Here is a 16,642-nt window from a genome sequence, read left to right as displayed (position 1 = left end):
TAAAAGTGCCTTCACCGGTCACAGTTGCCTTCATCAAAAAAATAAGCTGAGTACGGAAAGAGTGTTATAAACCGACAACTGCCATGTTTCTATCGCCAAGCTATAAAACCATAGAGCTTTTGCCCATTGTCGAAAGCCTTTTCGACCTTGGGCAAAAAGGTTTTCGACAATGGGCAAAAAGGCTTTCGACCCTGGTCGATAATAAAAAAGAATATAAGATGAGTTTTAATATCTATAATATATGCATATTATGCACTCCCATAATCGCTTTATTTTGCACTTAAATAAATCGCTTTGGATAAGAGACGGGAGGGGAACATAGTCAACCGAGATCGGGACAAAACAAGGGTGAAAGCAAATTTTTAAGTTGAAGGTAGTCCCGATGTTCACCTTCACCCACCCATACAATTTGATAATCAAAATATTTCAAAAGGCGGTGAAACCAAATAGGTGGTTTGAATCTAAGAAAATGAACAATTAAAGTTAGAAATACATGGATATTATCAATATTTTTCTCGATCTTCGTTCACAACTCATATTGTCAGCATGAACGGCATGAATAAAGATTGACTTCAGCACATGATTTTGGAACAAAGACAGTGCTAAAACAGTTGAATCTGTCCATAGTGCACGGTAAACGCAAAACGGGCAATGTGTCAAAACATAAAAAGGAGGTAACAATATGGCAAACCCCAGATTACCCAATATCACAGAGGCGGAACAGGAACTCCTTTATGAGAAGTTGAATGTTTACAACCAAGGGAAAGCCTCTTATAAGGAGGCGGGATGTTACCTTGTGGTTTTACCGAGGGAAGGACATCCGGACTACAGCCTGTGGTTCTACACGCCTCTACTTGACAGGCGGTGCATCTTGTTTATCGAAGATTTGAAACCGGACATTATCCAGTCGCTGCGCATCGTCACTTCCGAATTGTGGTATGCCAACCGACAGATCCTGGTCACGGACTACAATGAAAAGAGGATGTCGACACACGGAGATGACCTGATCGCTTTCGGCAAATACCGCGGACACTTCCTGTATGAAATCTTGCGGATAGATCCGGGCTACGTGAACTGGATCGCCTTTAAATATACCCCTATCATCCCCAAGCAAGAACGTTTCGTCAAAATGGCACAAGCCTACAACTGCGTCTACCTGGACAAGATGCTAAAAAAGAAATACCAGCCACGTCCCACCAGCCGTTTCTTAGGAAAGAAAGGGGACAAGCTGTCCAATCTCACCCTGAAAATAACCAAAGTACGGGTAGAAGACGACCCATACAGGACCTGCGTCATCGGGACGACTCCGGTCTTCTTCGTACGCCAGCGCCTGACGGCCATCGATGCGAGCGGCAACCTGGTCAACCTGACCTTTGCATCCGGCAATCCCAGCCATGCATCCGGACAGTTGCCCTCCCTGGAACATGCCTACCGGCCGGGTGAAGTGCTACACATCTCTTCGGCATGTATCGCCGCGACGGTTGAAAGTTATGGCATACAGTACACGCGGTTGAATTATGTCAAGATTGGAAAATAATCCCTACCTTTGTCTTCTCGAAAAAGGACAGCAAGATGAAAATAGTCGCCGACAATACCGTTCCTTTTCTGAAAGGAATCGCAGAACCGATCGCAGAGGTAAAGTATCTCACTTCTAAAGAGTTTACACCAGAAAACGTACAAGATGCAGACATACTGATCGTACGGAGTATCGATAAATGTACCCGCGAACTGCTCGAAGGAAGCCGGGTGAAACTGATTACCAGCGCTACAATAGGTTTCGACCATATCGACACCCGGTATTGTGATAAGGCAGGTATCACCTGGAAGAACTCACCGGGATGCAATGCCGTCTCGGTCGCCCAATATGTGCTTTCCGGATTGGTCACGATCGCGCTTCGCAAGGGTGAACCCCTACAGGGGAAGACGATCGGGATCGTCGGTGTCGGTCATGTCGGAAAAGAGGTGGAGAAGTTATGCTCGGCCTACGGGATGAACGTGCTCCGCAACGACCCGCCACGTGCGGAGAAGGAGGGGAAAGACGGTTTCGTCTCACTGGAGACGATCGCAGAGCAAGCCGACATCGTCACCTTCCACACGCCGCTGACAAAAGAAGGCCGTTTTGCCACCCGCCACCTGGCAGGAGAAGACTTCTTCCGCAAGCTCCAACGGAAACCTTGGTTCGTCAACGCATCCAGAGGAGCCGTCCATGATACGGATGCCCTATTGCATGCCCGGAAAGAGGGTAAGATCAGTGAACTGATCTTGGACTGTTGGGAAAACGAACCGGATATAAACCGGGAATTATTGGAACTGGCCACGATAGCCACCCCGCATATTGCCGGTTTCTCGGCAGACGGGAAAGCCAATGGTACGCGTATGTGTCTGAAAAACATCGAAAAATTCTTCCAAGTGAAGATCGAGAAGATCAGCGAAGTGATTCCGCCAGCTCCCGAAACTCCGGTTATCGACTTGAATCGGTTTGACAGAAACCGGATCGAACAAGCGATCCTCACCAGTTTTAACCCGCTTGCCATAGACCGGGCGCTACGGGAAAATCCCGACAGATTCGAGTGGTTCCGGACAAACTATCATCACCCAAGAGAATACGGTGCATACACAATCGTCCATGCGACCCCGGAAGAAACCGGACAGCTCCGAAGATTGGGGTTCGGAATCCAACAATAACACAAACAAAATGAAACAATGGCAAAAGACAAACTTATATCACCCAGCTTCTGCTATATCTTAGCAGCCAACTTTTTGCTGTTCTTCGCATTTTATCTGATATTGCCGATCCTGCCGTTTTACTTGCAGGACCAGTTCGATGCGGATAAATCGATGATCGGTTTTATCCTTTCGTGCTATACTATTGCTGCCCTCTGTATTCGTCCGTTCTCCGGATACCTGCTGGACACATTCGCCAGACGGCCGTTGTACCTTTTAGCCTACTCCGTCTTCATGGTCATCTTCGCCGGATATATGATCGCCAGCCTGCTGAGCATCTTCATCGTGCTCCGTATCCTGCACGGCTTCGCCTTCGGCATGGTGACGGTGTCGGGCAATACGATCGTGATCGACATCCTGCCCTCCTCCCGCCGTGGCGAGGGGATCGGTTATTACGGGCTGGCAAACAATACGGCCATGAGTTTCGGACCGATGACAGGGCTGTTCATGCACACCAGCTTCTCCTACGAAACGATTTTCGCCTGCTCTCTCCTTTCCTGCCTCCTCGGCTTCATCATGGCCTATTTGGTAAAGACACCGCGGAAACAGCCGATAAAGAAAGAACCGATCTCGCTGGACCGTTTCTTTTTGGTGAAAGGCACTTGGGCTGGCATCTCCTTACTGCTGCTCTCCATACCCTACGGCATGACAACCACATATGTGGCCATGTATGCCGATGAGATCGGGATTTCCGTCAATTCGGGATTATATTTCACCTTTATGGCGATCGGTCTGGCCGTCTCGCGCATGTTCTCCGGGCGGCAGGTCGACAAAGGGAGAATCACGCTGGTCATCTCGTTGGGGATGTATCTTGCCGCCGCCAGCTTCTTCGGGCTGGCAGCTCTGGAAAGGCTGATGCAGTGGAATTCGGCTTTCACTTCTTATCTGTATATCGGGATCGCCCTTTCACAAGGAGTCGCATTCGGTACGATGTTCCCGGCTTTCAACACACTGTTCGTGAACCTCGCTCCCAACAGCCAGAGGGGGACAGCGACTTCCACCTATCTCACCAGTTGGGATGTGGGGATCGGGATCGGGCTGATGATAGGCGGAAGCATCGCACAGGCTTTCGGGGGATTCAACTACGCTTACCTGTTCGGGGCGTGCCTGACAATTTTTTCGACACTGTTCTTTTTATTGAAAGCAGGTCCTCATTTCAACCGGAACAAATTGAGATAAGATGGTTGGCTTAGCTGTTGCGATACTCCAGCGGTGATATCCCCACGTAGCGACGGAAATACTTGTCGAAGAAAGCGACGTTGCTGTAGCCCAGTCCGATAGAGATTTCCTTTATCGGGAGATTCGTTGATTTCAGTTGGGCTTTGGCATCCATTATCACGACGTTGGCAATAATATCGAGGGCTGTCATCCCGGTCGTCTTTTTGATCACGTAGCAGAAATGAGGCAAGGTGATCCGCAACTTTCCTGCATAGAAAGAGGCACTCCGCTCTTTCGTATAATATTGCCAGACAAGCTGCACGAACTCGCGAGCGATCTCCTTATCACGGCTCAGGACCGGTTCTTTCCAGGTATTGAACCTCCTGTACATATTGACCACCCCTTGGATCAGCAGGTCAAGGACCGGTTTCAAACTGTCGGTAAAGAGGATAGAGTCCGGAGCGTTGTCAGCCCGTACCAGCAAGGAGAAAAAATCTTTATAGATAGCGGCGGCATTACCGGACAAAGGGACTACCGGATTCTCGATGATCGTAACAATCAAGTTGGAGATCGTCCGGATAAAATTGATGCTTTCCAGAAAACGGGAAGAAAAAGCGACGAAACAGACTTCCGCATCTTCCGACACTTCATGAATCTGGATAAAGGTATTGGGCAGCAAAGTGATGAAATCGTTCGCCCGCGCCGTATGTTCATCCAGATTTATCGTCACACGGATCGTCCCCCGCGTGCAAAAAGCAAACACGCCCGCTTTTATCTTGCAGGGAAAAAGCCCGTACATGTTCAGGATGTCACCCATAATACCATCGCCTACGATAAAATCTTTCGGAATATCGAATTTAGGCAAGTCAACGTCAATCTTCATAAAAACATCGTTTTGTTGTTTCAAAAGTAGCAAAATATGCTTAGTTCACCTAACAATCTTAAAAATAGAATATTTATTCCCAAACATGGAGATTGTTTGTTTCAAACTTAAGCCTGTTCTTTGTATCATCCTATAATATGACTAAAAGCGAAACATATGGACAGAAAATCAATATGCAGTTTACTTTGCGCCATGATGCTGGCTATTCTCTTGATATCCTGCAATGACGAGGATGATTATGATGGCCTTTCCCCGGCGGAACTAAGCGGGACCTATTCTAACAAACTAAGTGCCCCTGCAAACGGGGATTCCCTTATTTTGAGCTATAACGGGAATACATTTATCGGAAAAGATGTGGAATTTAAGACGGATGACGGGAAAACCGCACTCCTCATTCTTAAATATGTACTACCGCACGATACAGAAACGGCTATCCCCGGCATCTCTCTGACAGCAGGTTCCGGCAGCTATTCTTTCAGTGGAGGCGTGACAACCTCAACCGGTACGGCATTTCATTATCTGGGTAGTATACAGACCGGAAAATTGATACTGGAACTGTCGGACATCACGATTCCAGAGAACCGGCTGACAATGAACGGTACCTGGTATGTCGCCCACGAAAATGCCTCTTATTACAATGTAGACAATGGCAGCATGCAGACGATGATCGGAATGCTGTATAACCTGGTGGGCGGCAAACTGGTCAGCAACCTGATCAGTTCCCTGCTCGACGGTCTGACCTTCCAGGCGGACGGAAACATCATCGCCCGCTATGCTCCCCTGCCCGACTCGGTCCGAATAGGAAGTCTGATAGGCAACTACGTCAAACATCCGGCAAACGACTGGAACGCTTCACCTCCCAACCTGGCGACTTATTATGTGAACGACAATACATCCTTATATGTAATCCCGCAGATCGACATGATCATCCGCCAAGTGATGATAAACAGACAGACGAAAGCCAACTCTGGGGATAGCTCTATGGAAAATGCGCTGCTGGCAGCCTACCAGAAGATCAATACTTGGTCTACAACCGGTATTAAAATGACAATTCGCGAAAGCGAAGACCCGGCAAAAGGTGATCTCATCCTGCTCCTCGACAAATCGGAAATACAGGAATTGTTCGCCTTGCTGGAGATCGTGAAAGTCTTTATTCCGGAAAAGACGCTTAACGCACCTGTCATGGATCTGATCGGCAACCTGATCCCGCCCCAGTTCGTAAGTATCGCAGCCATACTCCTGAAAGGAAAGACGTTCGGTACGATCTTGGACCAGTTGAGCCAAGAGCTGAGCACAATCCCCATTGAGATCGGTATCTATTTGTACAAAGACAAAAACATCAATTAAAAGCATTTTATATGAGAAAGCTATATATCTTGATTTTCGCCCTGTCACTTTTCACCGGGACCGCATTCGGACAAATGGTGAAAGGGCACGTTTATGATGCGGAAACCCATGAACCGCTACCGGGCGTCAACATCACCTACAAGAAAATAAACGGGGATACGAACGGAACCATATCGGATGCCGACGGAGCCTATGAAATCGCGTTGCCGGACGGTGGGATCGACCTCCTGTTCAGTTACATCGGGTACGAGAACGAACAACTCCCGCTGATACTCCGCAAGGGGGATACCAAAACAAAAGATGTCTATATGAACATCAAAACGAACCTATTGGGAGACGTAGTGGTCAGTGCCGGACGCTTCGAACAGAAACTAAGCGATGTCACCGTTTCGATGGACCTGCTGAAAGCAGGCGATATCGCCAAGCAGGCCCCTACCGACCTGAGTTCGACACTGAACACAATGCCGGGTGTGGATATCAACGACAAGCAACCCTCCATACGGGGTGGGAACGGATGGACATACGGGGTCGGTTCACGCAGCCTTGTGTTGGTAGACGGTATGAGCGCTCTAAGTTCGGGCAACGGAGTGATCAACTGGAACATCGTCCCGCTCGAAAATATCGAACAGGTAGAGGTGATGAAGGGTGCTTCCTCTGTGCTCTACGGCTCATCGGCCTTGAACGGGGTGATCAACATCCGCACGAAACGGCCGGGACTCACGCCGACCACAAGTGCCCGCGCCTATGTCGGAGTATACGACCATCCGGTTCATGACGAATATGAAGGGGCAGACGTCTCGCACGCACGACGGATCGGAAACTTCGATGTATCGGGCGGACTCAACCTGTTTTCCGATGACGGATACCGCGATCAAGGATACAACCGGCGTCTGCGACTCGGAGGCAATATGACATACCACCATCCGATGAAAGAGGGCAAACTGCTGAACTACGGGTTCAATTTCAATTATCTGGCCGACAAATATGCCGACTTCTTCATCTGGCGTTCTCCGGTAGAAGTCTACCAGCCGTCATCCATCGCCAACATGGGTCGCAAGGGGAACACCTTCTATATCGACCCGTTCTTCAATTTTACCAATCCGACCAACAATACCTCGCATAAGATCAAGACCCGTTTCTATTACCGGGGAGACAACATCATCGACGGAAGCTCCAGCCATAAGTCGCTCGACGACATCTTAGGCAATATGGGAAGCGATGCAGTCACAGTCAACGCCTATATCGACAACATCAAGAACGGAGACTACAGCCCGTTCTTCCCGCTGATCCAGCCGATACTGCAAGGCGACCTGAACGGGATCGTGGACGGGGCCGTAAACATCCTGAACGGGGTATTCCCGACTGCCACGACAGCCGATTACTGCGACCTGATCTCCTGGGTGATGAACAACAACAAGGAGAATGTTCCCAAAGGGACGGACAAAAACTACACCTACTATGTAGACTACCAGTTCAATAAGAAATGGGACAGCGGAAGTCAGATCACCGCCGGGGCAACCTACGAACACATGAAAAGCGTTTCGAAAACCACCGGGACGCACGACAGCGACAATGCCGCCCTGTTCGTCCAGTACGACCAGCGTTTCTTCGACCGCCTGAGCGTATCGGCCGGCATGCGTGCCGAATACTACCGGGTGGACGGTTACCTGCGGGAAGCGGATACCAAACTGTTCGGAACCAAGATTCCGGTCAAACCGATCTTCCGCGCCGGACTGAACTACCAACTTGCCGACTACAGCTTTATCCGCGCCAGCTTCGGGCAAGGCTACCGCTATCCCTCTCTGACCGAGAAATATGCCCGTAAGGACATCGGCGGTGTCGGCGTGTACCCGAACAAAGAGGTGAATGCCGAAAAAGGTGTAAATGCCGAACTGGGCTTCAAACAGGGATATAAGTTCGGAAACCTGACGGGATTCTTCGACTTGGCGGGATTTTATACCCAATATACCGACATGATCGAATTTCGCTTCGGAATCTTCAACAATACGACTTTTCAGTATATCAACGGTGTGCGCGACCTCTTGAGCATGATCACCCAAGGCCAGATGCCGGGATTCGGCGCCCAGTTCTATAACGTGTCGAAAGCACGTATCTACGGGGCGGAAGTCAGTACGAACGGTGTCTACACGTTCAATCCCAATACCACGCTAAGCTACAACTTAGGATATGTATTCATCGAACCTGAGGACGCCGATTATAAGAAAAAGAACGAAGAAGAGGCGACCTACGATGATCCGATGCAGATGAAAGAGAAGTCCAATACATCCAAATACCTGAAGTACCGCCAAAAACACACAGTGAAAGCCATCCTTGACTTCCAATGGAAACGACTGACACTAGGGACCAATATCGTGTGGAAAAGCAAAACGCTGGCCGTCGACTACCTGATGGTGGACGAACGGGCGAAGGAACAGCCGGAGATCATGGACTACGTGCGCGACATCCTCTTCGGCAACGTAAACGGACAAACACTTCATTCCTATTGGGCGAAAAACAACACGCCCTACTGTGTGGTCGACCTGCGTGCTGGCGTGAAGATCATGAAAGGACTGTCTTTCCAGTTCATGGTGAATAACTTGTTCAACAAAGAATACAGCACACGTCCGATGCTCGTTTCCGCACCCCGTACCTATGTCATGCAGCTGAGCGCGAACTTCTGATACAATCCCTCAAATACGGGCTGCAAGCAAATCTTCTATAACCTTAGGATAATGAGCGTATTCGAGTGCGTGTACCTTCGCGGCAACCTCTTCCGGCGTATCGGACGGCAGGACGGGGCATTTTGCCTGAAAGATAACCGTTCCTTCGTCGTAATGTTCGTCTATGTAATGGATCGTAATACCGGTCTCCCGTTCGCCGGCGGCAATGACCGCCTTGTGCACGTGTATCCCGTACATGCCTTTGCCTCCGTATTTAGGCAGAAGTGCAGGATGAATATTGATAATCTTACCCGGATAGGCATTCAACAAGGGATCGGAGATCTTATTCATGAAGCCGGCAAGGACAATCAGATCCGTATCATATTCCGCAAGCTTTGCCAAGACAGGCGCCCCATCTGCAAATTCCTCCCTCGAAAAGACAAAAGAAGGAACACCCAACTTATTCACCCGGGCATGCACACCAACGTTCCGGTTGTTAGACAAAACAACTGCCACCTTAATAGTTTCACTTTTAGAGAAATATCGGACGATATTCTCCGCGTTCGTACCCGACCCGGAAGCAAAAATTGCTACGTTTTTCATGTTTTCTCCTTTTTTTGTGCACAAGAAAAGAAAAAATGTGCAGTTTTCCGCATTTTTAGCTCATTAAATTTGTTTTGTAACATAAAAAATTCTTTTCTTTGCACTGCAAATTTAAAAAGTATATTCGTATTTATTAATCTAAATTGAAAAAGTTATGTCTGAAGTTGCTGAAAGAGTAAAAGCTATCATCGTTGATAAATTAAGTGTTGAAGAAACAGAAGTTACAAACGAAGCAAGCTTTACTAACGATTTAGGAGCAGACTCTCTTGACACTGTAGAACTGATTATGGAATTCGAAAAGGAATTCGGTATTTCTATTCCTGATGATCAAGCAGAAAAGATTACAACTGTAGGCGACGCCATTGCTTACATCGAAGCTAACGCGAAGTAATCAATCCTTTTAATTAAAGGTATGGAATTAAAAAGAGTTGTGGTAACAGGTCTTGGAGCTATTACTCCTCTTGGTAATACTCTCCCGGAAACATGGGAAGGTATTATCAATGGGAAGAGTGGAGCCGGGCCTATTACTCAGTTTGATGCATCCAAATTCAAGACACAATTTGCATGCGAAGTAAAAGGCTTCGATCCGTTGACAGTAATGGATCGTAAGGAAGCCCGCAAATGTGACCGTTATAGTTTATTCGCAATAAATGCCGCAAAACAAGCGATTGACGACGCTGCTATGGACTTGGACAAGGAAGACAAGAACCGTATCGGCGTTATCTTTGCCTCTGGTATCGGTGGTATCAAGACATTCGACGAAGAAGTATTAGGATATGCAAAGATCAAAGACACGATCGGTCCTAAGTTCAATCCGTTCTTCATACCGAAGATGATTTCCGATATTGCAGCCGGACATATCTCCATGCTTTACGGATTCCATGGTCCCAACTTTGCGACAGTATCAGCTTGTGCATCTTCAACCAACGCGATCAGTGACGCGTTTAACTATATCCGTTTAGGAAAAGCTAACGTAATTATAACCGGTGGTGCCGAAGCTGCCGTTTCGGAATCTGGTGTCGGTGGGTTCAACTCGATGAACGCGCTGTCTACCCGCAACGATTCGCCCGAAACCGCTTCCCGTCCGTTCAGCGCAAGCCGTGACGGGTTTGTTATGGGAGAAGGTGCTGCCTGTCTGGTCCTGGAAGAGATGGAACACGCGTTGGCTCGTGGTGCTAAAATATATTGCGAGATTGCCGGAACCGGCATGTCTGCCGATGCTTACCACCTGACAGCTTCCCATCCGGACGGATTAGGAGCCAAGTTGGTTATGCGTAACGCACTGGAAGACGCAGAAATGACTCCGGAAGACATAGATTACATCAATGTTCACGGAACCTCTACGCCGGTAGGAGATATCTCAGAAGTAAAAGCGATCAAGGAAGTTTTCGGAGATCACGCTTACAACCTGAATATCAGTTCGACGAAATCAATGACCGGACACCTCTTGGGAGCGGCCGGAGCGATCGAGGCAATGTTCTGCATTAAGGCGATAAACGATGGTATCATTCCTCCGACAATCAACCATGCGGATGGTGATGATGATCCTGAAATAGATTATAAACTGAATTTCACATTCAATAAAGCTCAAAAAAGAGAAGTGCGGGCAGCACTCTCCAATACTTTCGGGTTTGGAGGTCACAACGCTTGTGCTATTGTTAAAAAATTTGTGAAGTAACGTGTTTACAAAGCTATACAAAAGAATAAGGCTCCTCAAGAACATGAACAAGGAGCCTTATTCTTCTTTATACAAGATACTCGGTTTTTATCCCGATAACATCCACCTTTATGAACAAGCCTTCCTCCATAAATCTTCTTCCGTAGAAAGCGGTGACGGCAGATGGCTGAACAATGAACGGTTGGAGTTTTTGGGTGATGCCGTATTGGATGCGGTCGTAGCCGATATCGTTTACAAACACTTTCAGAACAAGCGGGAAGGATTCCTGACCAACACCCGTTCCAAAATCGTACAGCGCGAGACGATGAACCGTGTTGCTGTCGAACTGGGACTCGACAAGATGGTCGTGTACTCCGCCAAACTTAGTTCCCACAACAACCACATGTATGGAAATGCCCTTGAAGCACTGATCGGTGCAATCTATCTGGACCAAGGCTACGAAGTCTGCTATAATTTCATCCAAAACGTACTCATCAAAAAACATGTCAATCTGGAAACCATCGCCCGTAAGGAAGTCAATTTCAAATCGAGTCTGATCGAATGGAGCCAAAAGAACAAGCTTGAAATATCGTTCGACCTAATTGAATCGTTTACCGACAACGATGGAAATCCGGTATTCCAGACAGGTGTGACGCTTTCTGACACACAGATAGGCGTAGGCATCGGCTATTCGAAAAAGGAATCCCAGCAGAGCGCAGCCAAGATGGCGATCAAGAAATTACGGACTGACAAGACATTCCAACAATTCATCTCGGAACTCAAGAAGAAGAAAACCGGTGAGAACACAGCCGAAAACGAATTCGAAAATCTACCTGAAGAAGCCGTAGAAAATAGCGGACAGGAAATAGCAGATACAGAGAAAAGAAAAGCGGAAACAAGCATAGAAGCTGTTCCCGCTGAAAATTAATTCCCGAACGATATTCCCATCCGTTTCCCCTGAATGATCAGATCATGTTCGGGAGTTACCAGTTTTAACTTACCGGCCACTTCAGACAGAGGGATTGATTCGACTTCACTGCCTTTCATGCAAACCATACGTCCGAATTGCCTGTTTGCGATCAGTTCCGTAGCATGTCCGCCCAAACGGGTAGCCAAGTTACGGTCGAAGGGAGAAGGATTGCCTCCACGCTGAATATACCCCAAGACGGTATCGCGGCTTTCGATACCTGTCGCCTCCTCTATGACACGCGTCACATAGACGGAAGGACGCTCTTTGTCAGGTGTTTCGATCCCTTCGGCCACAACCACGATGGAATAAGGCTTACCACGGCGGGCACGGTCCAAGATCACTTCGTTTATCTGGTCCATGTCAAAGCCCAGTTCAGGTAGCAGGATCACATCAGCACCTCCGGCCATCCCGGCATATAGCGCAATCCAGCCGGCGTGGTGTCCCATCACCTCCACCACCATTACCCGTTTGTGCGAACTGGCGGTCGAATGCAGGCGATCGATCGCTTCAGTCGCGATATTGACAGCCGTATCGAAACCGAACGTTATATCTGTCCCCCAGATGTCGTTATCGATAGTCTTCGGCACACCGATCACGTTCAAACCCATCGCCGAGAGCATACCTGCGGTTTTCTGTGTCCCGTTGCCGCCGATACAGACGAGGCAATCCAAGCCGAGTTCTTCATAATTCTGCCTAATGAGCTGCGGTTTCTCGCTTTCGCCTGAAGCCAGGAGTTTACGGAAAGGTTTCTCGCGGGAAGTCCCCAGGATCGTACCGCCCAAGTTCAGGATACCTGAAAGGCTACGTTCGTCAAAAGTCTGGACATCTTTATTCAGCAGGCCGACAAAGCCGCTGTGTATGCCGATGACTTCCATACCATAGTGCATAATGGCCGTTTTACCGACACCACGTATCGTGGCGTTTATTCCGGGACAGTCGCCACCAGAGGAAAGAATACCTATTTTCATCGTTTTTTGGGATTAAGTACTTGTTGTACAAAGATACTAAATTTATCGTATCTTTGCATGCAATTCAAACAACAGGAGCATGGATATTCTGACAAATACAATATCACTACTCTTCCGCCCCAGGCAAAAAGAGATCGCAAGGTTTGCCCAGGATGCAGATGCCATCCAGCACAAACAGCTGAAGTCCCTTTTATCTACCGCCCGAAATACCGAATGGGGTTTAAAATACGACTACAAAAGTATTCAGGGATATGCAGACTTTTGTGAGCGGATTCCTTTACAGACCTATGATGACATAAAACCATACGTCACCCGTATGATAAACGGAGAAAGAAATATCCTTTGGCCTTCGGTCGTGCGATGGTACGCAAAAAGCAGCGGCACCACAAACGACAAAAGCAAGTTCCTTCCCGTCACACCCGAAATTCTGAAAGGGTGTCATTACAAAGGCGGTTTCGACACCGTTTCCATCTATCTACAGAATAATCCCGACAGCCATTTTTTCGCCAGCAAAGGGTTGATACTGGGCGGAAGCCACAGTCCTTCCCCTTTGAACCGGAATGCACATTGCGGGGACCTTTCTGCCGTCCTGTTGCAGAACCTGAATCCTCTTGTCAACCTGATTCGCGTCCCCGACAAAAAGATCATCCTTATGGATGAATGGGAAAGCAAGATCAAGGCGATTGTCGAAAGCACTTGGAAAACCGACGTGAACAGCCTATCCGGTGTTCCCTCATGGATGCTGGTACTAATCAAGGCCGTATTACAAAAGACAGGAAGCGAATACCTGACGGATGTCTGGCCCAACATGGAGGTATTCTTCCACGGCGGGATCAGTTTCGAGCCGTACCGGGACCAATACAAAGCGTTGATTCCTTCGGACCGGATGCATTACATGGAGACCTACAATGCATCGGAAGGTTTTTTCGGCCTCCAAGACAATCCGGAGGAACACAGCCTTTTGCTGATGATCGACTATAGTGTCTTTTATGAATTTATCCCGATTAACGAAGTGGGGGAAGAACATCCGACCGTCCTTCCGTTAGAAGCTGTAGAGGTAGGGAAAAACTACGCGATGGTGATCACGACCTCCGGCGGATTATGGCGTTACCAGATCGGCGACACAGTCCGTTTCACCTCCCTTTATCCGCACAAGTTCGTAATATCGGGACGCACCAAGAACTTTATCAATGCCTTCGGAGAAGAACTGATGGTAGACAATGCCGACAAAGCGATCAGCAGGGTTTGCCGCCAGACAGGAGCCAAAGTGAAAGAGTATACCGCCGCTCCCCTTTTCATGCTGGACAAGGCAAAGGGCCGCCATCAATGGATGATCGAATTCGAGAAAATGCCGCCTTCACTCGATGATTTCGCCTCCTTGCTGGACAAGACCTTGCAACAGCTTAATTCCGACTACGAGGCAAAACGTTATAAAGAAATTTCCCTCCAACCGCTGGAAATCCGAGTTGCCCGTGAAGGGACCTTCTACGAATGGCTCCGCAGGAAAGGAAAATTAGGCGGTCAACACAAAATACCCCGCCTCAGCAACGACCGGACATTTATCGAGGAGTTGGGGAAAATTTGTGATTTATGATTTATATGTCGATCATAATTCATAAATCATAAATCTTCAAAATTTCCATGACAGATAAAGGCCGCCCCCATCAGGACTAAACGTCGGGGCAACGACCAAGCGATCATTTCCCTTCATATTGATTTTACGGGCGATCGCATTACGGATAGGGAAATAGGTCAAGTAAGCCAGCTCGACAGAAAGGATACCAAAGCCGGCTCCCGCCACTACATCGGCCACCCAATGACGGTTGTTATATAAACGCGAACAGGCGACAAAGGTCGCCAACGCATAGCCGGAATAGGCCAACACCGGACTGCTGTCCTTAAATTCTTTCCAAGCGATATGCGCCCCCAAGAAAGCATTGGCAGTATGCCCGGAAGGAAACGAATGAGGACCACCGTCAGGACGTATTTCACCCACAGTATACTTGACCGTTCGTGTCATGGCAGCATTGAAGCCTTCGGCTATGACTACTAGGCAAAGCTGATCCACCCAATTATGCTTCTCCTTCCCCATCAGGTCGCAGACAAACACCCAACCCAACATGCCCCATTCCATATAATCGTCGATCCGTATCTTCTTGACGGAATCCTTGCGGGAAAAGAGATGGAAATCGTTCATCCCGTCTATGGCAGTGCCAATCGCTCCGACTGTTATCAGGGAAGCGGGAAGGATCAGGCTTTTCGGTTTGAATTTATATTCGACGACAGACATCCGGGATGTGCTATCCCGTACCCCTGCATCGGACAGGGAAAGGTTTAGGGGCAATTCATGTAGGGGCGGTTCACCAACCGCCCCTATCGCTGTAAATATTGTAAACTGGAATAATGCCAGCAGAATACAAATAAAAGATTTCACTAAGTACCTTATTGATTTTCGCCCCCAAAGGAACAAAAATCTTCTTACATTACAACTATCGATTTGCTATTTCTTAACGGCAAAATAGTTCCCGTATGTGGGAACTATTTACAAGGTTATTGAAATTTTTTAGTAGCTTATTGATCGTATTGCCTGCAAAAGTGCTTCCATATCATCAGGGAAGATATCGCCGATGTTTCCGATACGGAATGTATCAGCGTCGGAGATTTTACCGGGATAGATGACGAAACCTTTTGCCTTCAACTGATCGTAGAAAGAATGGAAATCGAAATCGGCAGTAGGATACAGGAAAGAGGTGATGATCGGGCCTTGCGAAGCATCCGGCAGCAGAGTTTTGAAACCTAACGCACGCATACCGTCGACCAGCGTACGGTGGTTTTGCTTATAGCGTTCCGAACGGGCAACGATACCGCCTTCTTCATTCAGTTCTTTCATGGCCTGATAAAAAGCATGCACCACATGTGTAGGCGATGTGAAACGCCATTTGCCACCGCCTTTTTCCATCGTTTCCCACTGCGCATAGATGTCGAGCGAGAGAGAACGGGCATTTCCTTTCGTTGCGATCAGCTTATCTTTCTTCGCAATGATAAAACCGAAACCGGGAACACCTTGGATACATTTGTTGGCACTGCTGACTAAAAAGTCGATATCCAGCTTCTTCATATCAATTGGCACACCGCCAAAGCTACTCATAGCATCAACGATAAAGGTGATGTTACGACCTTTCAAGACTTCGGCCACTTCTTCGATCGGGTTCAGCAGACCGGTTGTCGTTTCACTATGTACCATCGACAGGTGCGTAATATCCGGATTGGCTTCGAGGGCTTTACGAGCCACTTCACCAGTCACCAATTCCGTCTCGTGCAAAGAGACCAGTACATGGTCAATATGATAGTATTCCGCAATCTGTGCCATACGTTTGCCGTAAGCACCGTTCGCCAGGATCAGAAGTTTGTCGGTCGGCTTCACGGCTGCACCGATGGTGGCCTCCACACAGTATGTTCCGCTGCCTTGCAACAAGACATCCGTATATTCGTCTTCATCCAGTCCGGCAATAGCCAACAAGCCCTTACGGATGGGGGTTACAATTCCTTCGTTATAATCTTTATCCCAAGTACACCAGTCCTGAAGCATCGCTTCGCGAACTGTTTCAGATGTGCTCAGGGGACCTGGGGTAAGCAACAGGTAATTTCTTTTTGTATTCATGATATCCTTAT

The 16,642-nt window shown here is 48.1% G+C and carries 14 protein-coding genes; 9 read left to right on the top strand and 5 right to left on the bottom strand.

Translation table 11 applies throughout. From position 1 onward, the window contains the following. Window positions 1-682 precede the first annotated feature (682 nt). From NQ542_RS14905 to NQ542_RS14895, 3 genes are read left to right on the top strand one after another with little or no spacing between them, the layout of a single operon-like run. A complete protein-coding gene (locus tag NQ542_RS14905; protein WP_005639891.1) occupies window positions 683-1,537 on the top strand; it encodes an exodeoxyribonuclease X C-terminal domain-containing protein in 855 nt (284 codons plus the stop codon). 35 nt (window positions 1,538-1,572) lie between these two features. Next, window positions 1,573-2,685: a 4-phosphoerythronate dehydrogenase PdxB gene (gene pdxB, locus NQ542_RS14900; RefSeq protein WP_005639889.1), complete on the top strand. Its 1,113-nt coding sequence runs from the start codon at window positions 1,573-1,575 to the stop codon at window positions 2,683-2,685. An 18-nt stretch (window positions 2,686-2,703) separates the two neighbouring features. Further along, the gene (locus NQ542_RS14895; protein ID WP_005639887.1) at window positions 2,704-3,903 is read left to right on the top strand and encodes an MFS transporter; all 1,200 of its coding nucleotides are present in this window, start codon (window positions 2,704-2,706) and stop codon (window positions 3,901-3,903) included. 10 nt (window positions 3,904-3,913) lie between these two features. On the opposite strand, the gene NQ542_RS14890 is transcribed toward NQ542_RS14895, so the two are convergent. After that, window positions 3,914-4,765 (bottom strand): helix-turn-helix domain-containing protein, encoded by an 852-nt coding sequence (locus tag NQ542_RS14890; protein WP_005649851.1) that lies wholly within the window; start codon window positions 4,763-4,765, stop codon window positions 3,914-3,916. A 156-nt stretch (window positions 4,766-4,921) separates the two neighbouring features. On the opposite strand from NQ542_RS14890, the gene NQ542_RS14885 reads away from it, so the two are divergent. Together NQ542_RS14885 and NQ542_RS14880 are read left to right on the top strand one after the other, a co-directional pair. Continuing rightward, a complete protein-coding gene (locus NQ542_RS14885) occupies window positions 4,922-6,112 on the top strand; it encodes a DUF4925 domain-containing protein (protein WP_005649849.1) in 1,191 nt (396 codons plus the stop codon). A gap of 11 nt (window positions 6,113-6,123) precedes the next feature. After that, the gene (locus NQ542_RS14880; RefSeq protein ID WP_005639882.1) at window positions 6,124-8,793 is read left to right on the top strand and encodes a TonB-dependent receptor; all 2,670 of its coding nucleotides are present in this window, start codon (window positions 6,124-6,126) and stop codon (window positions 8,791-8,793) included. A gap of 9 nt (window positions 8,794-8,802) precedes the next feature. On the opposite strand, the gene purN is transcribed toward NQ542_RS14880, so the two are convergent. After that, window positions 8,803-9,375: a phosphoribosylglycinamide formyltransferase gene (purN, locus tag NQ542_RS14875; RefSeq protein ID WP_005639881.1), complete on the bottom strand. Its 573-nt coding sequence runs from the start codon at window positions 9,373-9,375 to the stop codon at window positions 8,803-8,805. Between the two features lie 154 nt (window positions 9,376-9,529). Between purN and NQ542_RS14870 the strand changes: the two genes are divergently transcribed. From NQ542_RS14870 to rnc, 3 genes are read left to right on the top strand one after another with little or no spacing between them, the layout of a single operon-like run. After that, entirely contained in the window at window positions 9,530-9,766 is a 237-nt protein-coding gene (locus tag NQ542_RS14870; RefSeq protein WP_005639879.1) for an acyl carrier protein, read from the top strand. 21 nt (window positions 9,767-9,787) lie between these two features. Continuing rightward, entirely contained in the window at window positions 9,788-11,053 is a 1,266-nt protein-coding gene (gene fabF / locus NQ542_RS14865) for a beta-ketoacyl-ACP synthase II (protein WP_005639878.1), read from the top strand. A 1-nt stretch (window position 11,054) separates the two neighbouring features. Continuing rightward, window positions 11,055-11,960, top strand: a complete 906-nt coding sequence (gene rnc, locus NQ542_RS14860; protein ID WP_005639877.1) for a ribonuclease III — start codon at window positions 11,055-11,057, stop codon at window positions 11,958-11,960. Here rnc and NQ542_RS14855 read toward each other — a convergent pair. Then, window positions 11,957-12,970, bottom strand: a complete 1,014-nt coding sequence (locus tag NQ542_RS14855; protein WP_005639876.1) for an ATP-dependent 6-phosphofructokinase — start codon at window positions 12,968-12,970, stop codon at window positions 11,957-11,959. The two genes, rnc and NQ542_RS14855, sit on opposite strands and share 4 nt — an antisense overlap. A 79-nt stretch (window positions 12,971-13,049) precedes the next feature. On the opposite strand from NQ542_RS14855, the gene NQ542_RS14850 reads away from it, so the two are divergent. Next, window positions 13,050-14,564 carry a GH3 auxin-responsive promoter family protein gene (locus NQ542_RS14850; RefSeq protein ID WP_005639875.1) on the top strand — a complete coding sequence of 505 codons (1,515 nt, stop codon included), beginning with the start codon at window positions 13,050-13,052 and terminating at the stop codon, window positions 14,562-14,564. 36 nt (window positions 14,565-14,600) lie between these two features. On the opposite strand, the gene NQ542_RS14845 is transcribed toward NQ542_RS14850, so the two are convergent. Further along, window positions 14,601-15,404, bottom strand: coding sequence for a phosphatase PAP2 family protein (locus tag NQ542_RS14845; protein ID WP_005639874.1), 804 nt, complete (start codon window positions 15,402-15,404; stop codon window positions 14,601-14,603). 129 nt (window positions 15,405-15,533) lie between these two features. Continuing rightward, complete coding sequence (gene phnW, locus NQ542_RS14840; protein WP_005649844.1) at window positions 15,534-16,631, bottom strand: 2-aminoethylphosphonate--pyruvate transaminase; 1,098 nt, start codon at window positions 16,629-16,631, stop codon at window positions 15,534-15,536. Between the last annotated feature and the right edge of the window lie 11 nt (window positions 16,632-16,642).

This window comes from Parabacteroides merdae ATCC 43184 (assembly GCF_025151215.1).
In the GTDB taxonomy this organism is placed as follows: domain Bacteria; phylum Bacteroidota; class Bacteroidia; order Bacteroidales; family Tannerellaceae; genus Parabacteroides; species Parabacteroides merdae.
The sequence above is the reverse complement of the archived record's forward strand: the minus strand, read 5'-3'. Positions and strand labels throughout refer to the sequence as shown.

Excerpts from the sequence above, each read along its gene's own strand:
- NQ542_RS14870 (WP_005639879.1), top strand. The coding sequence starts at position 9,530 with ATGTCTGAAGTTGCTGAAAGAGTAAAAGCTATCATCGTTGATAAATTA.
- NQ542_RS14850 (WP_005639875.1), top strand. The coding sequence starts at position 13,050 with ATGGATATTCTGACAAATACAATATCACTACTCTTCCGCCCCAGGCAA.
- purN (WP_005639881.1), bottom strand. The coding sequence starts at position 9,375 with ATGAAAAACGTAGCAATTTTTGCTTCCGGGTCGGGTACGAACGCGGAG.
- phnW (WP_005649844.1), bottom strand. The coding sequence starts at position 16,631 with ATGAATACAAAAAGAAATTACCTGTTGCTTACCCCAGGTCCCCTGAGC.
- NQ542_RS14895 (WP_005639887.1), top strand. The coding sequence starts at position 2,704 with ATGGCAAAAGACAAACTTATATCACCCAGCTTCTGCTATATCTTAGCA.
- NQ542_RS14905 (WP_005639891.1), top strand. The coding sequence starts at position 683 with ATGGCAAACCCCAGATTACCCAATATCACAGAGGCGGAACAGGAACTC.
- NQ542_RS14890 (WP_005649851.1), bottom strand. The coding sequence starts at position 4,765 with ATGAAGATTGACGTTGACTTGCCTAAATTCGATATTCCGAAAGATTTT.
- NQ542_RS14885 (WP_005649849.1), top strand. The coding sequence starts at position 4,922 with ATGGACAGAAAATCAATATGCAGTTTACTTTGCGCCATGATGCTGGCT.
- pdxB (WP_005639889.1), top strand. The coding sequence starts at position 1,573 with ATGAAAATAGTCGCCGACAATACCGTTCCTTTTCTGAAAGGAATCGCA.
- fabF (WP_005639878.1), top strand. The coding sequence starts at position 9,788 with ATGGAATTAAAAAGAGTTGTGGTAACAGGTCTTGGAGCTATTACTCCT.
- NQ542_RS14855 (WP_005639876.1), bottom strand. The coding sequence starts at position 12,970 with ATGAAAATAGGTATTCTTTCCTCTGGTGGCGACTGTCCCGGAATAAAC.
- NQ542_RS14880 (WP_005639882.1), top strand. The coding sequence starts at position 6,124 with ATGAGAAAGCTATATATCTTGATTTTCGCCCTGTCACTTTTCACCGGG.